We start from the raw sequence: 19276 nt of genomic DNA on the forward strand, positions 1-19276 counted from the left end.
GTGCTCAACATGACAGCTATTTTTGAGTTTGCTTCTAAGCATCGGGCAAATTCAACTTAAAACAATGCGATTGTTACTCTTTAAGAAACTTATGGGTTAAAAGTACTGAAATCACAAGGTTCTTCCGCAATGACAGAAAAGAGATGGCTATAGTTAGAAAAACTAACCTTGTCCACTTAGTTAATTCTTAGCATCCTTAAACGCAACAGCGGCCTGGTACAAGTTTAAAAAATCATTTTTAGAGCGTTCGGCCGTTTCATCATTCCAACCCAATTTTTCCTGAAAAATGGAAAGTACGTCCGGCAATATGCCTTCGATTTTTTCCCTTTCAAAGTATAGCATTCCGGTGCGGCGGATCAGGAAGTCGGCTAAATTGGTAGCGCCTTCGGCAGTAACGGCGTACCAGATCTCGGCTTTGAGTAGCGCAATTTCAGTGTTTGCTCCCTGACTTTTAAATTTCCGGGCTTTCTCTAAAACCAGGTTGGTATTGGAGCCATAGTTCTGAATAAGTATGGGAATTCTTTCAGGTGGTAGTCCGTTTGTATTAGCCAGTTGCAGGCAGGTTGCTTCAAATTGCTTCATCTCTTTTAAATTGTGAAAGTCTCCGCCGGATAGTGTCAGGTTTTTGGTTTGTGACTTTTTCTTAAGCTGAGGGAATTTTAAGGCACGGGCTTTGTCTACTACATTTTCGGCCAGGTGGCGGTAGCCGGTCAGTTTGCCGCCAGCAACGGAGATCAGGCCGGATGCAGAAACGTAGATCTCATCTTTGCGGGAAATTTCCGAAGGTTTTTTGCCAGGATCGTAGAGCAAAGCTCTTACGCCGGCCCAGCTGGAAACCACGTCGCTTAGGTTAAGGTTGGCTTTCGGGAACATCTGGTTGATGGCCTGTAACACGTAAGCGGCATCTTCGCGGTTTACTTCCGGTTGTTCCAGGTTTCCGGTGAACGGCGTATCGGTAGTGCCCAGGTAGGTAATTTGGTTCCGGGGAACTGCAAACAGCATACGGCCGCCGGGAATATCGAAGTACACGGATTGATGCAAGGGCAATCGGTTTCTGGGAACTACCAGGTGGATGCCTTTGGTATGATATAAACCGGGACCTTTCACGGCCTGGTCCTGGGCCATGAGTTCCGTAACCCAGGGACCGGTGGCGTTGATAAAACAGGTGGCATTTACCGCATAGGTTTGTCCCGAAAGCTGGTCCTGTAAAATGGCGCCGTTCAGTTGTTTATCTGTATTGTAGGAAAAGGAAGTTAGCGCCGTATAATTCAGGCAGGTAGCCCCGTGGGCTTGGGCCGTTTTCAGCACTTCCAGGGTAAGCCGGGCATCGTCGGTGCGGTACTCGTAGAAGTAACCGGCACCTTTTAGATATTCCGGGTTCAGTAAGGGTTCCAGTTGCAGCGTTTCTTTTTTACCCAGCATCCGGTGGCGTTCAGTGGGAGAGACTTTTCCCAGGAAATCATAAAGACTGAGCCCTAAGGCGGTAGCCAGGTACCCGTAAGATGTATTTTTGAGCACGGGAAGCAGCATGGGCTCCGGCGTAACCAGGTGCGGGGCATTGTGGTGCAGGATCTTCCGTTCGCGGGCAACGGAACGAACCAGGCCGAATTCAAAATTCTTCAGGTAGCGAAGGCCACCGTGGATCAGTTTGGTGGAGCGGCTGCTGGTTCCGGCGGCAAAATCCTGCTTTTCTACCAACAGCACTTTCAGGTTCCGGGAAGCAGCATCCAGAGCAATACCTGCCCCCATAATGCCGCCTCCAATCACGATCACATCGAATTTTTCGGCAGGTAATTCCTGAAGAATTTGATTCCGGTTCAGGGTGGAAATGCCGGGAGGTTGTTGCATAAACGCTTTTAAAAAGTCCTTAAAAAGCAAGAGAGGAAGTTGTAGCTTCCTCTCTTTGTAAATAGTATGCAGGCAATATTATCTGCCCCCGCGCGGACCTCTGTCGGTTTTATCGTGGCCTTCCAACTTAACCAGTTTGTTGTAGAGGCCCAGCAGTAAGAACGGTGCCGGCCACTGGCCTACAAATAAAGCCTCTTCATCTTTTTTCATGATCTTTAAAGTGGCAGAAATAGCCATGGAACCTAATGCTGCCCATAAAAACAGGTCGGACGGTAACTTAGCCGTATAATGCTCGATCGTTGCCGCTACCGGTCCTTCTTTGTGCTCAGGGTTCATGCTATCCGCCTGGTTCTTTAAATCGTTAACAGAGTTTGCCATATTTTTTCAGGTTAATGTTAAACACTCCTGCAATACGGCGGGGTAGGTGTTATTGTTTTCTGAATTGTCTGATCCGCGGAAAAAATTTGATTAATCTTTACAAGGTGGTTGGACTATGGTTTATCGGGGGTGATCTGTTAGTAGGGGCTGGTAGTAAAAGTTTTTCTGGAAAATTCTGGCGCAAGTGTTAAGAGAAAGCGTCACCTAGGCTTAAGAACAGAAGGAAGTCTCCAGACTTCCGTGCCTTGGACCCCACCCAACAGCTAAAGCAGGGGAGGGCTTTTTTGATAAGTGAATTTATTATTCAGTTTACGCCAGTCTGGAGACTGGCTTTTGTCTTTTAAGCGCAAGTGTCGCTTTCGCATAACACTTGCGCCAGAATACCGGAAATAGAAATTTATTCAATATTTTTTTCCACTTCCTAAACTAAGTAGAAGGACTTAAATAACGGCATAACTGAAAGGTTAGAGTAAATTGTGTAACAAGTAAATCTGCTCACTTACTTATTCTGAATTATAGCTTTCTGCATATTTTTAATCCAGATACTAATATCCAGATACTAATGTCTTCTTAAATCAGGAAGTTATTCAGGGCCCGGTTAAAGCGTTCGGCTTGTTCGGTTTGGGGGTAGTGGCCGCACCGGTTAAAAAGCTGAAGTTGGGCATTGGGTAATTGGGCAGTGCCGGATCTGGCAATGGCTGCAGGGGTGGTGTGGTGTAGATACCGGTTTGGAATGAAGGGGTCCTGTTCGCCGAAAATTACCAGGGAATCGGTATGGATCTGGGGCAAAAAGTCGAAGACCGGTTCCGCCAACATGCCGCTTACCGATTTTCGCTGGGCGTTATTATCGGATGAGCCGGCGCCACCAACGTTCAAGGTGTGGCCGTAACTGGCGCTTAATTCCAGGAGCTGCCTTTCGTGGGCGGTAAATTGCTCAAAACCGGCCGGCGCTACTAATACCATTTTTTCCATGACGGCAGCTAGCCGAAGGGCCAGAATGATCCCGATCTGACCACCCATGGAGTGTCCTATCAACGAAAACGTCCGGATCTTCAGTAAGCTGAGGAAATCTGAAAGGATGGTGGCGTAATCGTGCATCCGGTAATTGAACGGGTGCACGTTGCTCTGTCCGTGGCCAGGCAGATCGGGAGCGATGCACCGGAAGGTTGGGCTCAGGGCCGGAATGGTTTGGGACCAGATCAGGGCATTATCGCCGAGGCCATGCAGAAATAGCAGTACCGGGGCGTTGGTGGGGCCGGAATCGAGGTAGGAAATGCAGGAATTGCCCGATAAGGTAGCAAGACGGTAGGCAGGAGTGTTTTTGAAACCGGGCATAGGGTTAGATAAAGCAAAGAGCCTTAACCAAAATGATCAAGGCTCTCCAAAGTTATTACACTTTTAAGTTAAAGAACAATTGCGGAAGGTTTTATTGTAAGAGCGTGTTTAAAATTCATCCCTTGCGCTGCAAATTTCCATTACCGGAACCTGCGTTCGTCTTTTTCTCGCACCATAGCGCTGCTATGCTGCTCCAAAAAGCTTTCTTCAGAACCCGGTACTGAAAACTTTCGCTTGCAAAAATGAAATTTAAACATGCTCCAGGTTGGCAGGAAGGAATATCTGAAAAATTACTTTTTATCGCGCTCTTTCAGCCAGGTGGCAACGGCCGGCGCCAGCTCTTTCTGGGACCGCGACCCTACAAAGACCCCGATGTGGCCGCCTTTGAATTTGTACAGCGTGGCATCTTTGGAGCCGATCAGGTCGTTCAGCGGGATAGAAGCTGCCGGCGGCACCAGGTTATCTTCTTCGGCATAAATGTTAAGCACCGGCATGGTAATGTTCTTCAGGTTAACGGTGTACCCGCCGATCTGTAAGGTGCCTTTTATCAGTTTATTCTGCTGATAAAGATCCTTCAGGAACTGGCGGTAGCATTCCCCGGCCTGGTCCGGACTGTCGGAGATCCATTTTTCCATGCGCAGGAAGTTCAGGATCTTTTCTTCGTTGTCCATCAGGTTAATGGCGGAAATAAATTTGGCATTCCGGCTCATAGGTTTCAGCTGGGCAAAACCGGAATTCAGGAAATCGCCGGGAACGTTGCCGTAGGTATCCACGATCTTGTCGATGTCCATATCCTTGGCCCAGCGGAAAAGCAGGCCGTCGTTCGTAGAGAAATCTACCGGCGTTACCAGCGTGATCAGGTTTTTAACTTTTTCCGGGTAAATGGCAGAATAGATCAGGCTTAAAGTGCCGCCCTGGCAAATGCCCATCAGGTTTACTTTCGGCTGACCGCTTTGCTCACAAACAAAATCCACGGCTTCGTTCATGTACCCGTTCACGTAATCGTCCAGGGTCAGGTATTTGTCCGCAGCAGTCGGGTAACCCCAGTCGATCATGTAGATATCCAGGCCAAGGTCCAGCAGGTTTTTAATGTAGCTGCGGTCCGGCTGAATGTCCATCATATCCTGGCGGTTTACGAGCGCATACGTTACCAGCACCGGCGTTTTGATAGTAGCCGGTTCGTTGCGGGAGTATCGGTAGATCTGCACCTTGTCCTGTTTCCAGACCAGTTCTTTGGGCGTGGTAGCTACGTCTATCTGTTCAATATTCTGGAGCGTTTCGTAGCCTTTGGCCAGCTTGGTTGCCATTTCGGCGTACTCGCGAACGGCGTTAGAATGGTTTACCTTTATCATGATGTTAGCTTTTTATATAGTGAACCTTATTTCCTGGCAGTAGCTTTGGCGGCTTTGTGGTGCTCCGTTGTTTCTTCGGTCTCCACTTTTTTCTGCAATTCCTTTACTGTTTTCTGCAGCGCCCGAAGTTCTTTGCGTAATTCATAGTTGTTACGGTACACTTCTTCCAGCTGGGAGCGCAATACCACCGGGTAAGGTTCCAGCATGGCTTCCATCTGGTTTTCAAACCCTTTTCTCAGGTCCAGGCTCAGCGAGATCAGTTCACCCTGCAGGCGCGAAAATTCGTCGGTAGCAAATAATTCAATAAATATCTTTTCGTTTACAGCCGACCAGTCGCCGTAGAATTCCTGGAAATTGGCGTATTCCTTATTTTCTTCGTGGCGGGTGCGCAGCAATTCCATTACCTCGTTCCAGGCTTTGCCGGCATTGGTGTAGATCAGGTATTGCATTTCGGTTTGCTTCACGCCGAAGTTCACCAGCTTTTCCTGGATCTCGAACATAGCGTCGAGCTGCTGCTGTTCGTTGCCCGGCGCCGACATGCGTACCAGAGGCAACATGTACTGGCGGAAGTTGTTGTAAAAGCTCCGGTACATTTCGGTTGTATAGCCGGTTCCGGAAGGCATCAGGCCTTCCAGCAGGTCGCGTTCCTTGCCGAAAGCATTCAGGAAAGAATCGCCCATCTGGCGGTTGGTGTGGTACCAGTTGGTTATGTATTTGGCCGATTGTTCGAATAATTGGGTCAGGTTCTGAGCAGGGGCGAAGCCGAACATCTGGTCAATCACGGCCTTATATGCCGCCGGATCGAACATTTTTGTCATATTTTCGGCATCGAAACCCGGCTTATTTATCTGCTGAAAGAAAGGCTGCCACATCTGGTACAGGCGGTTGTATAATTCGGTGCTTTGCAGCATGCTTTCGAACGCGCCTTTTGCCGTGCCCGGATTCATAAACTTTGGCAGGTCTGCCATTGATCTGGTTAATCCGCTAAAGAAGTTGCCGTAAGCATTCATCCAGTTCTGCGGGCCTTGACCGTTGGAATGTTCCGTGGTAAAGCTGTTCTGGGTTTTCAGGAAGTTCTCGTACAGGCTGCGGGAAGTTTCCATCATGCGCATGGCCACTTCGTTCTGCATCTTAAACCAGTTCTGGAAAAAGCTGCTGGCCGAAGTATTGTTTGCGGCGTTTTTGTCTTCCCGGCCATCGGCAGGAGTTACCGGCTGGCCCATGAAGGTGTTCAGGAGGTTTTTCTGATTTTCGAGCCACTCTTTGTAGAGTTCGCTGCCTTTTTCCATCATTTCGCCGCCGAGCATTGTGCCCTGCATTTTTTCGTTCAACTCCGTCCAGTTCTTGGTCATTTTGGTCTGCGCTTCCATCCAATTGTCGAAGAATGTATTCTTATTTTCCATATGATTTTGGTAAATGATTTATGCGGTTTTAAAAGAAAAACCAACTCAGATTGTTATGGCAAAGGTAAAGATAATTGCCCGCATAAGATCCTGTAAAACATGCAGTTCACTAAGCTATAGCGTATGTTCGCCAATTTCCTAACATCTTTCTGAAGCGAAAAGGCTAACATAGGGTTGTGAAAAGGAAGCAAGGTAAGTGCCTGGTTTCAAATGAACTCCTAACCAAAGCCATTATGATTCAAGAGTTAACCAAAGTAAAGGTTGAGCCCGGAGCGGTTTACACCCATATTCTTTCTTTCAGTCAGCACGACGTGAACCGTTTTGCCGAAGTTACCGGCGACCGGAACCCGATTCACCTGGACGCGGAGTATGCGGCCGGTACCATGTTCAAACGCCCGATCATGCACGGTTTTCTGGGCAGCAGCGTTTTCTCAAAAGTTTTCGGGACTTTATTTCCCGGAGAAGGTACCGTTTACCTGAAGCAAAGCATGGCCTTTGTGAAACCGATGTTCGTGGATACGCTCTACGAAGCGGTATTTACCGTGAAAGAGGTGCAGGGCGAGAAGCACCGGGCAATTATTGAAACGGTAGTAGTAGAGAAAAAATCGGGCGAGGCTACTATTAAGGGCGAAGCACTGGTGATGAACCTTGCTGCCATTAATTAAGGATTTTGTCTGAACTATGATTTATAGGATTAATATGATTTTTCGCTGGTAGTATTACTCCGTCGGCGGAGCGGATTAAAGAAAGGGAAGTTGCCGGTTAGCTGAAACTGCTACTACAAGTGTATTTTCTTTTTCTTTTAACCATAGATCCCGTTTCGCCTGAAATCGCTTTAATGCTTTTTCGAAATAAAAATCCTGTCCTTCCTATAAATCCCAAAAATCGTGTTCAGACAAACGGACTTGGGTCAGACCAATTAATAATTAATGTTACGCAAGCAGAGAAAAGTCCCCCTCCAAAGGGTAGGGCCATTTCATTCTACAGGATTCTCCCCTTGAGGGGAGCTAGAGGGGTGTTAACTACCGGTTCTTCCTTGTAGAAACAGCCCTACTGAGGCTGTCGCCTCACTGAAGTTACAAACTTCAGGCTATTTGTAGGTCCAAGTTACCGCTTCGCTTAAACTTGAACCAGTATTTTTGAGAATGAAATGGCCCTGCTCCAAAGGGGGACCACAAAAAACTTGGGTAAGACCAATAAATAATAAAGACGCTGCCGGGAAACCGGCGGCGTTTTTATTTAAGGCATGGGAATAGGCTTTGGGAATTTACCGTAGCTCACCCGGAAAGGCTTACTCGTAAAAATATTCGGAATGGCCCTGGTCTTTTAATCGCTGCAGCACCTGCTTTTGCATTTCCTGGAGGTCTTTGGTTAAAAAGGCATCTTTAGGAAGCATAAAGCTTGGGATCTCGTTTACCAGGTTGCTTAGTTTTCCCAGGTACACGTACATTTGCTGGTTCAGGAACCGGGTTGCTTCCTTTTCCAGCAGTTCACTGTCTTCCACTACTTTTATTTCCAGGGAAGTTACCCTTTTCAATTCGTTTTCGGTAAGCCGGTGCATATCCTCTAACGTATTTTTATAACTTTCCAGGGTTGCCGTAAATGTTTCCAGATTAAGCACTTTGCCGTTAGCCATCGTTTGCTGATTTTTTTTGTGTGTAACCCGGGTACTCCCGAACGCTGTCTGCTGAACTGAAAACGTAGCCGGTTTTGCTCAAATGCCGGTAGATCGGGAAGAGCTTGCCTGCAGGTTTTAGAGGGTTTTCTTACAGTACTGTTTTTTCCAGCAGTAGGTTTAAATTAAACTGTTTCAGGGCCTTTGCAATTAAATTACCCGTAGTTACCGGTTCAAAACTCCTGGCCGGGCCGTAATAAAGGATCACTTCATTTTTGCCGGAAACAGGTTTAAGGTCCCGGAGCCTGCCTTTCAGCATGAGGGTACCTTCGTATACGCCGAAACTTAATTTTATGCTGACCCTTTTTACCGGCCTCCGGGATTTCTGCATGGCCAGTACAACCGGTTCAATGATGAAAGATTGGACTTCCTGGCTGCCGGCAGCATTTTTGGCGACAATTTCATGCTCGAAAAGCTTTTCCACTTCCCGGATCAGGCGGAAATTATAATGGTTTATAAATCTGGCTTCGTAAGGTTTGGTAGGGAATTGCGTTAACATCGGCTCAGGATTTGGTCCTATAATACAACCAATTAAAGCCTTACAGGTTTCAGGTTCCTTCCAGGTTTTTATCCATTTCGGGTACCATTTATAATTTAAACGGAAAGCCGGAATAATTCCCTATGGCTTTAGTTATACTTCATTCAGCCAGGCCGAAGCGGTTTCTATGTCGATAAAAAGTAATACCTGAATATCCAGACCGGTAAATTGCAGGCTATCGAGCACCGTATGCTGGGTTTCCAGGTTTGGCGAAAGCACCCAGGCCAGGTATTTGCAGCCATGAGCAATCAGGTCTTCAACGTATTCGTCCCGGATCCATTCCGGGGTTTCGGGCCAGGCGCCGGTAACGTGGGTGTTGTCGTTCAGGATCTTATAGCAGTGGACCTCGTTCAGGGCAAGCAATACTTTCGCACAGCCGTCTATCAGGTAATCGCGGTTTATGTAACCGATCCAGTCCACATACAGCCGGTCGTTTTCCGAATCGAATTCGATCTTTATATAAGGTTCGGAAAATAATATTTTGCTGGCCACATTATCCATAATTCTGATCAAAAATTACTGCCCGGTAAGTTCCCTTTCCCTTTTTTAAGGGCAATTACCTGTTTGTACGTTTGTTTGTATATGCTATGTTTAGTTATACGGTAGTTTGCCGATTTCTACTGTAATTATAAGGTGGAAAGAAGGGAAGCCTGGAAATCAGCAATGCTTAAAATCTTACAATAGGCTTTCCTGGATACAAAGAGCCCGGGAAATTTAGTAATAAGCTAGTTGAACAACAAGCCCGTAACAGTCGATGGGAAGCTGATAAGAAAGAACAGGGAACGGTTTAAAAAGAAAAGTAAAAGTTGGAAAAAAGGGAAGCAGTAGCGCTTTATAGATACCGCCGCAAACCTGCCAACTGAGGCTCCGCAAAAATTGAAAGGCTATGATTTCAGCCAGAAAAACTATCTGGTACAAGCTTTATTCATTGACGTCTGCTTTAGCTGACGGCTTAAAGGAATTTTAATTGCGGCTTTAGCCAAACCTTTTACTTCCAACCTTAGGTTGAATCCATTTAAGAGGCTTCCCTGCTATCCGTCAGCTAAAGCAGACGGCAATGAATAAGGATCTGCAAACGGTAAGCACAGCGCTGAAAACCTGAAATGATCGAGATTTCGGAGCAAATAAGCGCAATACGCCCACTTCCTGACTTGATCGCATTCAAACTGAAGGTTTAAGAATTAGGTAAAAAAGCTATTTCCTTGGCAAAATTAGCTCATTTCCATATTTCCATATTTTCAAATCAAAGAAACAGCACATTAGCACATTAAAAAAAATCAGCACATTAATCAGTCCTCATCCTCGTAATCGAGCCCTTTAAATTTATTATACGCCTGCTGCAATTCCGAAAAAGCGTGCATATTTCCTTCCTGCCGGGAAATTTTTAAACCCTTCTGGTAAACTTCTTCGGCTTTTTCCGGTAAACCCAGGTCGTTGTACAGCTTTGCCGCGTGGTAATACGTACCAACGTAATTCGGATGTTCGGCCAGCAACAGCTCGTAATATCTCCGCGATTCGTTCATGTCCAGCTTCAGGTATTCGGTAGCCAGAGCATAAATTGTGAAGGCATCGGCCGGATCTTCCCGGTAAAATTCCAAAAGTTGCGTTAAACGGCTGGCGTTCATTTCCATTTTTTTAAATAATTACTAACTTCGCCCCAAAGTTAAACCTTATAAGCAAATAGATCGAAAAATGAAGATTTTAGTTTGCATCAGCAACGTTCCGGATACTACCACTAAAATAACCTTCACGCCCGACAATAAGCAGTTCAACACTGCCGGCGTGCAGTTTGTAATAAACCCTTACGACGAATACGCGTTAACCCGTGCTATTGAGCTGAAAGAAGCCCAAGGCGGCACAGTTACCGTGCTCAACGTAGGCGAAGCCGATACCGAAGCCAACATCCGCAAGGCGCTGGCAATCGGCGCCGACGACGCCATCCGCGTAAACGCCAAACCAACCGACGCTTTCTTTGTTGCTACTCAGATAGCTAACATTGCCAAACAGGAAAACTACGACCTGATCCTGATGGGGAAAGAATCGGTAGACTATAACGGTTTCCAGGTACACGGCATGGTAGCCGAAATGCTGGGTATTCCGTCTATTACGCCGGGCGTAAAGCTTGATGTAAATGGCAATACGGCTACGGTTCAGCGGGAAATTGAAGGCGGGCATGAGATCATCGATGCGCAATTACCGATCGTGGTTTCGGCGCAGCAGCCTATGTGCGAGCCCCGCATCCCGAACATGCGCGGCATTATGACGGCCCGTACCAAGCCGTTGAAAGTAGTTGAGCCAACCGGCAGCGCTACCAAAACTGAGATCGACGCGTTCTCGCTGCCGCCGCAGAAAACCGGCGTGAAGATGATTTCTCCGGAAAATGCCGGCGAATTAATTACCTTATTAAGAAACGAAGCTAAAGTTATATAATATATGTCAGTTTTAGTTGTAATTGAATGTGCGAACGGCGAAGTTAAAAAGTCGAGCTTAGAGGCGGCCACCTACGGCAGCAAAGTAGCACAGCAGATGGGAACCACGGCTACTGCTATAGCCATTGGCGATATTTCCGAAGAAAACCTGAAGCACTTAGGCGCGCAGGGCATTAAAAAAGTACTTTTCGATAACGATGCCCGCCTGAAGAATTTTGTGAACCTGGCCTACGTAAAAGTAATTGCTGCAGCCGCACAAAAAGAAGATTCCAAAGTAATTATCCTTTCCAATACCAATATCGGGGCGGCCATCGGTTCGCGCCTGGCGGTACGTTTAGAGGCCAGCCTGGCTACGAACGTAGTGGCGTTGCCAGAAATTTCCGGCAGCACCTTTAAAGTGAAGCGCGGCGTTTATTCCGGTAAAGCGTTTGCCGAAGTAAACCTGACTTCCGACCGTAAAATTATTGCCGTTAAGAAAAATACGATTGAAGTAGGCCACGAAGCCGGCGAAGCTTCGGTAGAGAATTTCTCTGCCTCGCTTACCGATGCCGATTTTGCTGCCGCTCCGAAAGAAGTGATCCAGCAGACCGGTGATATTTTATTACCGGAAGCCGACATCGTAGTGTCAGGTGGCCGTGGTCTGAAAGGCCCGGAAAACTGGCACCTGGTAGAAGACCTGGCGAAGGCTTTGGGCGCTGCTACAGCCTGCTCCAAGCCGGTTGCCGACGTAGACTGGCGTCCGCACCACGAGCACGTAGGCCAGACCGGTATCACCGTTTCTCCGAACCTTTATATCGCCATCGGCATTTCGGGCGCCATTCAGCACCTGGCCGGGGTTAACTCTTCTAAAGTAATTGTCGTTATTAACAAAGATCCGGAAGCGCCGTTCTTTAAGGCTGCCGATTACGGTATCGTGGGCGATGCCTTCGAGGTGGTTCCGAAGTTAATTGAAGCGGCTAAACAATTACATTAGTAGAAGCGAATAAAGAAAAACTGTGAAAAAAATTCAGCTGGAAATTTTAGGCCTTTCGTCGAGCCAGAGTCAATCGGGTTCGTTTGCCTTGGTGTTGGGAGAAAAAGACGGAAACCGCCGGTTACCGATCATTATCGGCATGTTTGAAGCGCAAAGCATTGCCATTCAGATAGAGAAAATAAACCCGAACCGGCCGCTCACCCACGATCTGTTCAAGTCTTTTGCCGAGCAAGTAGGGGTAGTGGTTCAGGAAGTTATGATCTCGGACCTGAAAGAAGGGGTGTTTTATTCGAAGATCGTGTGCACCGACGGTGTAAAGCAATTCGACCTCGATGCCCGCCCTTCCGACGCCATTGCCATTGGTTTACGTTTTAACGTGCCTATTTACACGGTAGAAAGCGTACTTTCCGAAGCCGGCATTATCCTGAGCGACCTGGAAGACGAAGACGAGGAAACGGGAGAGGAAAGCACCGAAACCAAAGCGGAATCGAAACCTGCTTCAAGCAAGAAGGAAAAGATAAACGAAGTTTCGGTAGAAGATCTGAACAAGATGCTGACCGACGCCTTGGAAAAGGAAGACTACGAACGCGCCGCCAAGATCCGCGACGAGCTGAATAAACGCGGTTAATTTATCGCTATTGAATTGATATGAAAAAGTCAGGCTGTATAGCCTGACTTTTTTGTTTGAGAAAGGATTAGGGCCAGAAATGAATAGAATAGTATGCTATAAGTATCTGGACAGAAATAACCGCATAATTTGAAAAGAACTTTTATTGTGTAATCTTCTGAAATAAAGCTGTTTATATTTTTTTAATCCAGGTACTAATATCCAGATACCAATGTCTTTTTACTTAGTATAGCAGGATATGCATTTTGCCTCTATTATTCCAGCACAATTTTTTTGGTAAATACCTGTCCCGAAGTGCTATTTAATTTAAGGAGGTAGATGCCTTTATTCAGACCGGAAGTTGAAAGCGTAGTTTTGGGCTGATCTAAAGCTATTTCCTGAACTAATTTGCCCTGTACGTTATACAGTTTCGCTTTAGCATTACGGTAGGTTGGGAAATCGATGGTTATTTGCCCCCTTGCCGGATTTGGATAGATGGAAACAGGCAGGCTTTCGGAGTCGTTTTTAACGCTTAAGGCAATGCTGCAAAGGTTGGTTAACAGTATAGGAGAGGAAGCATTAGCGGTTGTACCATTTCCCAATTGCCCGCTGCCATTAAAACCGCAGGCACTGATTGTGCCATCTGCTTTTAAGAAAAGGGAATGATCCCAGCCTGATTCTATTGCAACAACATTCGTTAAGCCGGGTACCTGCACAGCGGTGGTTTTTTGCACGGTAGTGCCATCGCCTAATTGTCCGGATGCATTGTTGCCGACCGCCCAGGCGTTTCCGTTGTTTTTAAGGAAAAGCGAATGCTGGCGGCCGGCATTAATTTTTATGATACCGGTTAAACCGCTTACCTGTACTGGCGTATTGCGTTGCGTAGTGCTGCCATCTCCTAACTGACCGTTGGAATTGGTGCCGCAACCCCAAACGGTGCCATTGCTTTTCAGAAATAGGGAATGTGTGAGAATGCCTACTGAACCCGGGCTGGCCGAAATAGCCGTAATACCGCTTAAGGATGTAACCTGAACCGGAGTCCTTCTTTTAACCGTGGTACCATCGCCTAACTCTCCGTAAATATTACTACCACATGCCCAAACCGTACCGTCGTTCTTTAAAAACAGCGAATGAAGACCGCCGGCTGCAATGGCTGTAATACCGCTTAAGGAAGGAATCTGAAAAGGAGTTGTTTTATCTGTTGTGGTACCATCGCCCAGCGCTCCGTTGCCATTGTCGCCGCAGGCCCATACTGTGCCATCGTTTTTCAGGAATAGCGAATGGGATAAGCCAGCCGAAATAGCTACCACGCCGGTAAGCGTACTAACCTGGGCCAGCGTTTTGCGATTGGTGGTTGTGCCATCGCCTAACTGGCCGTCTAAATTGCGCCCGGTACCCCAAACTGTACCATCGCCTTTTAAATATAGCGTAAAATCATCGGAGGCGGCTGCTGCTATCACGTTACTTATGCCGCTTACAGTAATGGGGGTAGAAGTAGTGTTGGGAGTTGGCCCCACCCCAAATTGCCCGGAACCATTATTGCCGGTGGCTACAGGTACTTTATTATTGCAAACGTATATCGTATGTCCTGACCCCGCTGCTATGGACTGGGCATTTGTCCGGAAACTTACGCTTATAAATGTTAGACCTGAAAGTAATAAGGAATTGTATAACGTTATTCTCATAAGGGTAGGGGTTAGGATATGGTCAAATAACAAGCTATCAGGTATGAATTTTGCCAGTTGGCAAACTTTACTCCCAATGGAAAAGAGCGTTTATGCAGGTTAATTTACATATTATGTTTTAATTCTACAAAAACTAACCACATATTAGTATTGAAATAAATAAACCAGGTTATTAAAGCCCTGTCGAATTGATATAAAAAATCAGGCTATTTCCCCAACCTGGCTTTTTGTATGAACACGATATTAAGAATCGTTTGCAGATGCGGCGTAAAGCAATTCGACCTCGATGCCCGCCCTTCCGACGCCATTGCCATTAATTTACGCTTTAACGTGCCTAATTACACAGTAGAGAGCGTACTTTCCGAAGCCGGCATTATCCTGAGCGATCTGGAGGATGAAGACGAGGAAACGGGAGAGGAAAGCACCGAAACCAAAGCGGAATCGAAACCGGCTTCAAGCAAGAAGGAAAAAATAATCGAGGTTTCGGTAGAAGATCTGAACAAGATGCTGACCGATGCCTTGGAAAAGGAAGACTACGAACGCGCCGCCAAGATCCGCGACGAGCTGAATAAACGCGGTTAATTAATCGTTATTGAATTGATATAAAAAAGTCAGGCTGCAAGGCCTGACTTTTTTGGTTAGTTTTTTTGAATTATCTTCTTTGAGCACACCATAAAGTATGTTCTCTTGAAATTGCATTCTCTGAATCTAATACAAATTCAGAAAGCTTTTCCTCTGTATTAACCCTACCAAAAGAAACTAATATAAAATTTAATTCTTGTGCAGCAGTAGTATAAGCCTGTTTTAACTCTTGATGTTGTTTTAATTGTAACCAACTTAAAGCTGATGCAGAAACGGTTGTAAAAAAACCAACAAGGTTCCAATTGCTTCCAGGATATTTAATTAAGAAAGCAACACAAATTAATGAAATTGCTTGGCAGGAGATAATTAAAATAAACCATCTATTATATCGTAATTTATTAAATTCTGCTTTTTCAGCATACCAATTCCTTTGATCCTCTATTCTATTTTTAACATAATATTGTTTTCTCTCAAGCATATTAAGACGCCTGATTTCCATCATTTTATCTGTCACAACTGGCAATGTAATAACTTTAGCGTTTAGGTTTTCATTTAAATCCTTAAATTCTGAACTTAAATCCTTTATTCGTTTTACGAAAACCTCTTTAGCTTTTTCGTCTTCTAAAGCAATTTCAAAACTTTCAGAACATGTAATGAACCTCCAAGTTAAAGTTTTACAGGATTCAGCCAAAGCCCTTCCTTGGTACCAAATATCTTCGTATTTCTTCGTTCGAATTATTAAAGTTAAAATAAGGCCAATTAAAAGGAATAACCCTGAAATGGTATATGTAATTAATTTAGGTTGAATAGATTGGTAATTATAAACTGCTAAGGAAGCAGCAATAATCATTGTAATTAAATCAAAAGCAATAATATTCTTATATGTTGATTGAGAATCTAACGATGCTTTATCAGAGGCTTGATATAGGCCAGGAAAATCTTTTAATTCCATTTGTTAATTTAATCCCAATGATTGATAAACACTTTCCGGATATATTCTACCACCATTTGATGAATTTGATTTTTTGCCTTTAAATTCTTTTGGAAAATTATCAAGTGCATATTTGATAATTTTCATTTTGAAAGGAATATGAACCGTATAAGTGTCCCTAATAATTGGTGGGCAAGTCTTATTATTTTGCAGCTTACTTCCATCCAAATTCACAGCAATAATTGGAAGTCCTAAATCTTGCGCTACCTCAATTTCCCATCGCACATATTTATATAAATTTTTTGTAGACTCACCTATTAATACAACTACTTGACAAGCATTGGCAAAACGTTTTTTTAATTTTCCTTTAATATAGTATTCATTATTAGCATTGCTTGTAAGTGTATATTCTGAATGGGCGTCTTCAAAATTGAAATCAATATGTTCAAGAGCCTTCCAACCTTTCATCCGTGCATATGCCCATTTATCTTTGTCTCCATCAAAAATTATGTAAGTTTTATCTTTATAGCTCATATTATTTATGAATTGTTCTGATGCTTGCTTTATTAATTTTGGCAATATAATAAAAAGTATATGGAATTTATGTTTAATGTTAAGTGGTTTTACGCATTAAAACGAGGCAAACCCAACAAAAAAAGTCAGGCCGATAACCCAGCCTGACTTTTTTGCCTGAACACGATTTTTTTGATTTTAAGGATATGAATCAATTTGAAATTTAAATAAAATCTTGTCTATCGTTTAAATCCTTAAAATCGTGTTCAGACAAAAACGTTACCCAGACCCAATAAAAAAGTCAGGCCGGAAACCCAGCCTGACTTTTTTACTTCAAACCATAGCGTTTTAATCTACAGATTTGCCGGGACAATATTTGAAATCAGTTCCTGCTTAATACCAGGACAGGTGTTCTGGCGTAAACAAACTGCCCCTTTTTGCTTTTTAATCTGATGCCTAAATCTATTTCTTTATTAGGGAGTTCGTTAATAATATTACTGGATTGCACTAATTGGTAAGATAAAGATGGGGTTGAGGCCATTAATAGGGAATTTGCTACGGCTGTGTTATCGGTTATATTAAATAATTCTAATTCAGCAGTATCCCCAACAACCTCTGTCGCCATTGCACTGTACAATTTAATAGAGGTCAAACCGGAATAATTGGTTTTATTAAATTTTATGAGATGAGTATATTTTGGGCTAAGTTCAAATTGGGTTTTGTTGGATGGCCAATACTCAAAAGGGAAATTTAACCGAACCTCTTTGTCCAGATTCGGGATAACTTCTTCATTTTTGCATGAAGACATTAAAACTGATACGCCAATACATAGAAAAAGGCCAATTTTTTTAATCATAGAGTTAAATTTAAAAGGTTATGCTGTTTTAGAATTTTGGTGAAAAATGATCAATCGGAATTATAAGTTAAAAGCCAAATCTGCGAAACAAGGGTAGCACTACTAAAACTATTTAACAGAGGATCTTTCATAATATTGTTCAACCTGAATATAATGACCATTTTTTTTAACAAAAAAGTCAGGCCACTTCCGCAACCTGACTTTTTACCTCAAAATAATAGGGTTTTTAGGAAGAACTGACAAAACCTTTTCTTCCCAATTATTTACTTCTGCAACCACTTCACCAACTCATCAAGCACCTGGTTGTTTATCTGGTGGCCCATTTCAAATTCATGATACGTAGGCTGAATTCCTAAACTTTGAATATACGCAGAAGCTTCGCGGGCATAGTGTACAGGCAACGTGCCATCCTGTTTGCCGTGGGCAATAAACACTTTCAGGTTTTTCAGCTCTTTGCCGGGTTTAACCGAAGGCCGTATTTCCGTTAGCAGGCGGCCGCTCAGGGAAATGATGCCGGTAACTTCGGTAGGGTGGGTCAGTCCGATGCTGTAGCTCATGATGCCGCCCTGGCTGAAACCGCCCAGATATACTTCGTCCAGCTTGTATTTCTGCTTTACCTGCCGGACAAATTGCAGGATCAGTTCGCGGCTTTGGGCTTCCTGGCTGGCATTGAATACCGGTTTGCCGGTAGAAAAATCGACTTCGTACCAGGCGTAACGGCCGGCGCCTAACGAAAACGGACCGCGCGGAGAAATTACCAGCAGGTCGTCAGGGAGGTGCGGGGCTAAACCGAAAAGGTCCTGTTCGTTGCTGCCTACGCCGTGCAAAAGAATGAGCGCCCGGCGTTTCCCGGATTCCTTTTTAGCCGGCCGTTCCAGGTAATGCAAAGCCAGTTTTTCTTCGGCTTGTGAAGGGGCTGAAGGTTGTTCGTTTAGGGAGGTCATAGCAGTTTCTGGTTTCACCTGACAGCTGAAAACGGTCAGGAGTAATAATAATAAGGTCGTCATATAAAAGTTGTTCCGGCGCATACGTTTACCCGATCTTTACCGAAGTCATGGTAAGCGAGCCGCCCACGGCTTTATCGTTGAAGAACGAAATATCGTCTTTGCTGCCTTGTAAACCTAAGGTGTAAAGCAGCGGCCAGTAATGTTCCGGAGTTGGAATGGCCAGCAGCGCTTCCTTGCCCAGGCTTTCGTATTTGATCAGCTTGTCGTGGTGGCCTTTGCGGATGAGGTCTTTGAAGGTGCCGTTAATTTGTTTGGCCCAATCGTACCCGTATTCCGCATCGTTCAGCCGGTCCCAGGCAACCATGCCCAGGTTATGCACCATATTACCGCTACCCACAATCAGTACACCTTTCTTCCGGAGCCCATAAAGTTCTTTAGCCAGGTCGTAATGGTATTGCGGGCCTTTGGTATAGTCGATGCTGAGCTGGAGCACCGGAATATTGGCTTTCGGGTACATGTGCCGGATCACCGTCCAGGCGCCGTGGTCCAGGCCCCAGTCGTGGTCTTCCACAACTTGGGTAGATTTTATAAGCGAAGCCGTTTCTTTGGCAATGCTAGGGCTACCCGGTGCCGGATATTGCACGGCAAATAATTCCTTCGGGAAACCGCCGAAATCGTGAATGGTTTTCGGGAAATCCATGGCCGTAATGCGGGTGCCTTTGCTTAACCAATGCGCCGAAACGACCAATACGGCTTTGGGCGTAGGAATTTCTTTCCCTAACTGGGTCCATTTTCGGCTGAATTCGGTGTCTTCAATCCCGTTCATAGGCGAACCGTGACCGATGAACAAGACCGGCATCAGGCTTTCCTGTTCCGATAAAACCGAGGTGAATTTATTGAAAGCTGAAAGCGTAGTAATGCCCATTGCGCCAACCGCCAGACTGCTGATGAATTTTCTCCGTTCCATAATTTTATTCCTTTAAGGTTGAATTACAAATCTGATCTTCAACTGGTTAATTGGTTATAAAATACACCAAGTTGCAGCTCTGAAATTCGTAATGTTACAAAGTTACCTTATTAAAAAAGGAATCGGATTGACAAATGATAAGAAATTGAGGCGTAATTATGAGCAGGTATTGTAAAAAAAGTTGTCATCCTGAGCAACAGCGAAGGACCTCGTCGGCGTTAAGTAGAAATGAAAATTCTGGCACCAGTTTTTGGTCC

20 protein-coding genes are annotated in these 19276 nt (G+C 44.9%); 5 read left to right on the plus strand and 15 right to left on the minus strand.

Features of this window, described 5'->3' with window-relative positions; genetic code table 11:
• Positions 1-180 precede the first annotated feature (180 nt).
• The 5 genes from F0P94_RS01275 to F0P94_RS01295 form a co-directional block, all read right to left on the minus strand.
• Entirely contained in the window at positions 181-1848 is a 1668-nt protein-coding gene (locus F0P94_RS01275) for a glycerol-3-phosphate dehydrogenase/oxidase (RefSeq protein ID WP_150901889.1), read from the minus strand.
• Between the two features lie 78 nt (positions 1849-1926).
• The gene (locus F0P94_RS01280) at positions 1927-2226 is read right to left on the minus strand and encodes a hypothetical protein (protein WP_191906877.1); all 300 of its coding nucleotides are present in this window, start codon (positions 2224-2226) and stop codon (positions 1927-1929) included.
• Positions 2227-2796: 570 nt separating this feature from the next.
• The gene (locus F0P94_RS01285) at positions 2797-3561 is read right to left on the minus strand and encodes an alpha/beta fold hydrolase (RefSeq protein ID WP_150901890.1); all 765 of its coding nucleotides are present in this window, start codon (positions 3559-3561) and stop codon (positions 2797-2799) included.
• 290 nt (positions 3562-3851) lie between these two features.
• Positions 3852-4913, minus strand: coding sequence for a class III poly(R)-hydroxyalkanoic acid synthase subunit PhaC (gene phaC / locus F0P94_RS01290; protein WP_150901891.1), 1062 nt, complete (start codon positions 4911-4913; stop codon positions 3852-3854).
• A gap of 26 nt (positions 4914-4939) precedes the next feature.
• Positions 4940-6316 carry a poly(R)-hydroxyalkanoic acid synthase subunit PhaE gene (locus tag F0P94_RS01295; RefSeq protein ID WP_150901892.1) on the minus strand — a complete coding sequence of 459 codons (1377 nt, stop codon included), beginning with the start codon at positions 6314-6316 and terminating at the stop codon, positions 4940-4942.
• Between the two features lie 233 nt (positions 6317-6549).
• On the opposite strand from F0P94_RS01295, the gene F0P94_RS01300 reads away from it, so the two are divergent.
• Positions 6550-6981 carry a MaoC family dehydratase gene (locus tag F0P94_RS01300; protein ID WP_150901893.1) on the plus strand — a complete coding sequence of 144 codons (432 nt, stop codon included), beginning with the start codon at positions 6550-6552 and terminating at the stop codon, positions 6979-6981.
• A 626-nt stretch (positions 6982-7607) separates the two neighbouring features.
• On the opposite strand, the gene F0P94_RS01305 is transcribed toward F0P94_RS01300, so the two are convergent.
• The 4 genes from F0P94_RS01305 to F0P94_RS01320 form a co-directional block, all read right to left on the minus strand.
• Positions 7608-7952 (minus strand): hypothetical protein, encoded by a 345-nt coding sequence (locus F0P94_RS01305; RefSeq protein WP_150901894.1) that lies wholly within the window; start codon positions 7950-7952, stop codon positions 7608-7610.
• Positions 7953-8082: 130 nt separating this feature from the next.
• The gene (locus tag F0P94_RS01310) at positions 8083-8490 is read right to left on the minus strand and encodes a hypothetical protein (protein ID WP_150901895.1); all 408 of its coding nucleotides are present in this window, start codon (positions 8488-8490) and stop codon (positions 8083-8085) included.
• Positions 8491-8622: 132 nt separating this feature from the next.
• Complete coding sequence (locus F0P94_RS01315) at positions 8623-9042, minus strand: hypothetical protein (RefSeq protein ID WP_150901896.1); 420 nt, start codon at positions 9040-9042, stop codon at positions 8623-8625.
• A 776-nt stretch (positions 9043-9818) separates the two neighbouring features.
• Positions 9819-10160: a tetratricopeptide repeat protein gene (locus tag F0P94_RS01320; protein WP_317133052.1), complete on the minus strand. Its 342-nt coding sequence runs from the start codon at positions 10158-10160 to the stop codon at positions 9819-9821.
• A 61-nt stretch (positions 10161-10221) separates the two neighbouring features.
• Here F0P94_RS01320 and F0P94_RS01325 point away from each other — a divergent pair, with 61 nt between their 5' ends.
• From F0P94_RS01325 to F0P94_RS01335, 3 genes are read left to right on the plus strand one after another with little or no spacing between them, the layout of a single operon-like run.
• Positions 10222-10959 carry an electron transfer flavoprotein subunit beta/FixA family protein gene (locus F0P94_RS01325; RefSeq protein WP_150901897.1) on the plus strand — a complete coding sequence of 246 codons (738 nt, stop codon included), beginning with the start codon at positions 10222-10224 and terminating at the stop codon, positions 10957-10959.
• 3 nt (positions 10960-10962) lie between these two features.
• Positions 10963-11931, plus strand: a complete 969-nt coding sequence (locus F0P94_RS01330; protein WP_150901898.1) for an electron transfer flavoprotein subunit alpha/FixB family protein — start codon at positions 10963-10965, stop codon at positions 11929-11931.
• Between the two features lie 22 nt (positions 11932-11953).
• The gene (locus F0P94_RS01335) at positions 11954-12559 is read left to right on the plus strand and encodes a bifunctional nuclease family protein (protein ID WP_150901899.1); all 606 of its coding nucleotides are present in this window, start codon (positions 11954-11956) and stop codon (positions 12557-12559) included.
• Positions 12560-12813: 254 nt separating this feature from the next.
• Here F0P94_RS01335 and F0P94_RS01340 read toward each other — a convergent pair whose 3' ends face one another.
• The gene (locus F0P94_RS01340) at positions 12814-14223 is read right to left on the minus strand and encodes a T9SS type A sorting domain-containing protein (protein ID WP_150901900.1); all 1410 of its coding nucleotides are present in this window, start codon (positions 14221-14223) and stop codon (positions 12814-12816) included.
• Positions 14224-14454: 231 nt separating this feature from the next.
• Between F0P94_RS01340 and F0P94_RS01345 the strand changes: the two genes are divergently transcribed.
• The gene (locus F0P94_RS01345) at positions 14455-14805 is read left to right on the plus strand and encodes a bifunctional nuclease domain-containing protein (RefSeq protein WP_150901901.1); all 351 of its coding nucleotides are present in this window, start codon (positions 14455-14457) and stop codon (positions 14803-14805) included.
• Between the two features lie 70 nt (positions 14806-14875).
• Here F0P94_RS01345 and F0P94_RS01350 read toward each other — a convergent pair whose 3' ends face one another.
• The 5 genes from F0P94_RS01350 to ygiD all read right to left on the minus strand — a co-directional run bounded on the left by F0P94_RS01350 (position 14876) and on the right by ygiD (position 18971).
• Positions 14876-15757: a DUF4231 domain-containing protein gene (locus tag F0P94_RS01350; RefSeq protein ID WP_150901902.1), complete on the minus strand. Its 882-nt coding sequence runs from the start codon at positions 15755-15757 to the stop codon at positions 14876-14878.
• 3 nt (positions 15758-15760) lie between these two features.
• The gene (locus F0P94_RS01355) at positions 15761-16270 is read right to left on the minus strand and encodes a TIR domain-containing protein (RefSeq protein ID WP_150901903.1); all 510 of its coding nucleotides are present in this window, start codon (positions 16268-16270) and stop codon (positions 15761-15763) included.
• Between the two features lie 361 nt (positions 16271-16631).
• Positions 16632-17105 carry a hypothetical protein gene (locus tag F0P94_RS01360; protein ID WP_150901904.1) on the minus strand — a complete coding sequence of 158 codons (474 nt, stop codon included), beginning with the start codon at positions 17103-17105 and terminating at the stop codon, positions 16632-16634.
• A 263-nt stretch (positions 17106-17368) separates the two neighbouring features.
• Complete coding sequence (locus F0P94_RS01365) at positions 17369-18049, minus strand: alpha/beta hydrolase (RefSeq protein ID WP_150901905.1); 681 nt, start codon at positions 18047-18049, stop codon at positions 17369-17371.
• A gap of 88 nt (positions 18050-18137) precedes the next feature.
• A complete protein-coding gene (ygiD, locus tag F0P94_RS01370) occupies positions 18138-18971 on the minus strand; it encodes a 4,5-DOPA-extradiol-dioxygenase (RefSeq protein ID WP_150902387.1) in 834 nt (277 codons plus the stop codon).
• Positions 18972-19276: the final 305 nt, after the last annotated feature.

The organism is Adhaeribacter soli, assembly GCF_008727925.1.
GTDB classification, from domain to species: domain Bacteria; phylum Bacteroidota; class Bacteroidia; order Cytophagales; family Hymenobacteraceae; genus Adhaeribacter_A; species Adhaeribacter_A soli.

Coding starts and splice junctions, on each gene's coding strand:
- F0P94_RS01275 (WP_150901889.1), bottom strand. CDS start 1,848: ATGCAACAACCTCCCGGCATTTCCACCCTGAACCGGAATCAAATTCTT.
- F0P94_RS01280 (WP_191906877.1), bottom strand. CDS start 2,226: ATGGCAAACTCTGTTAACGATTTAAAGAACCAGGCGGATAGCATGAAC.
- F0P94_RS01285 (WP_150901890.1), bottom strand. CDS start 3,561: ATGCCCGGTTTCAAAAACACTCCTGCCTACCGTCTTGCTACCTTATCG.
- phaC (WP_150901891.1), bottom strand. CDS start 4,913: ATGATAAAGGTAAACCATTCTAACGCCGTTCGCGAGTACGCCGAAATG.
- F0P94_RS01295 (WP_150901892.1), bottom strand. CDS start 6,316: ATGGAAAATAAGAATACATTCTTCGACAATTGGATGGAAGCGCAGACC.
- F0P94_RS01300 (WP_150901893.1), top strand. CDS start 6,550: ATGATTCAAGAGTTAACCAAAGTAAAGGTTGAGCCCGGAGCGGTTTAC.
- F0P94_RS01305 (WP_150901894.1), bottom strand. CDS start 7,952: ATGGCTAACGGCAAAGTGCTTAATCTGGAAACATTTACGGCAACCCTG.
- F0P94_RS01310 (WP_150901895.1), bottom strand. CDS start 8,490: ATGTTAACGCAATTCCCTACCAAACCTTACGAAGCCAGATTTATAAAC.
- F0P94_RS01320 (WP_317133052.1), bottom strand. CDS start 10,160: ATGGAAATGAACGCCAGCCGTTTAACGCAACTTTTGGAATTTTACCGG.
- F0P94_RS01325 (WP_150901897.1), top strand. CDS start 10,222: ATGAAGATTTTAGTTTGCATCAGCAACGTTCCGGATACTACCACTAAA.
- F0P94_RS01330 (WP_150901898.1), top strand. CDS start 10,963: ATGTCAGTTTTAGTTGTAATTGAATGTGCGAACGGCGAAGTTAAAAAG.
- F0P94_RS01340 (WP_150901900.1), bottom strand. CDS start 14,223: ATGAGAATAACGTTATACAATTCCTTATTACTTTCAGGTCTAACATTT.
- F0P94_RS01345 (WP_150901901.1), top strand. CDS start 14,455: ATGAACACGATATTAAGAATCGTTTGCAGATGCGGCGTAAAGCAATTC.
- F0P94_RS01350 (WP_150901902.1), bottom strand. CDS start 15,757: ATGGAATTAAAAGATTTTCCTGGCCTATATCAAGCCTCTGATAAAGCA.
- F0P94_RS01355 (WP_150901903.1), bottom strand. CDS start 16,270: ATGAGCTATAAAGATAAAACTTACATAATTTTTGATGGAGACAAAGAT.
- F0P94_RS01360 (WP_150901904.1), bottom strand. CDS start 17,105: ATGATTAAAAAAATTGGCCTTTTTCTATGTATTGGCGTATCAGTTTTA.
- F0P94_RS01365 (WP_150901905.1), bottom strand. CDS start 18,049: ATGACCTCCCTAAACGAACAACCTTCAGCCCCTTCACAAGCCGAAGAA.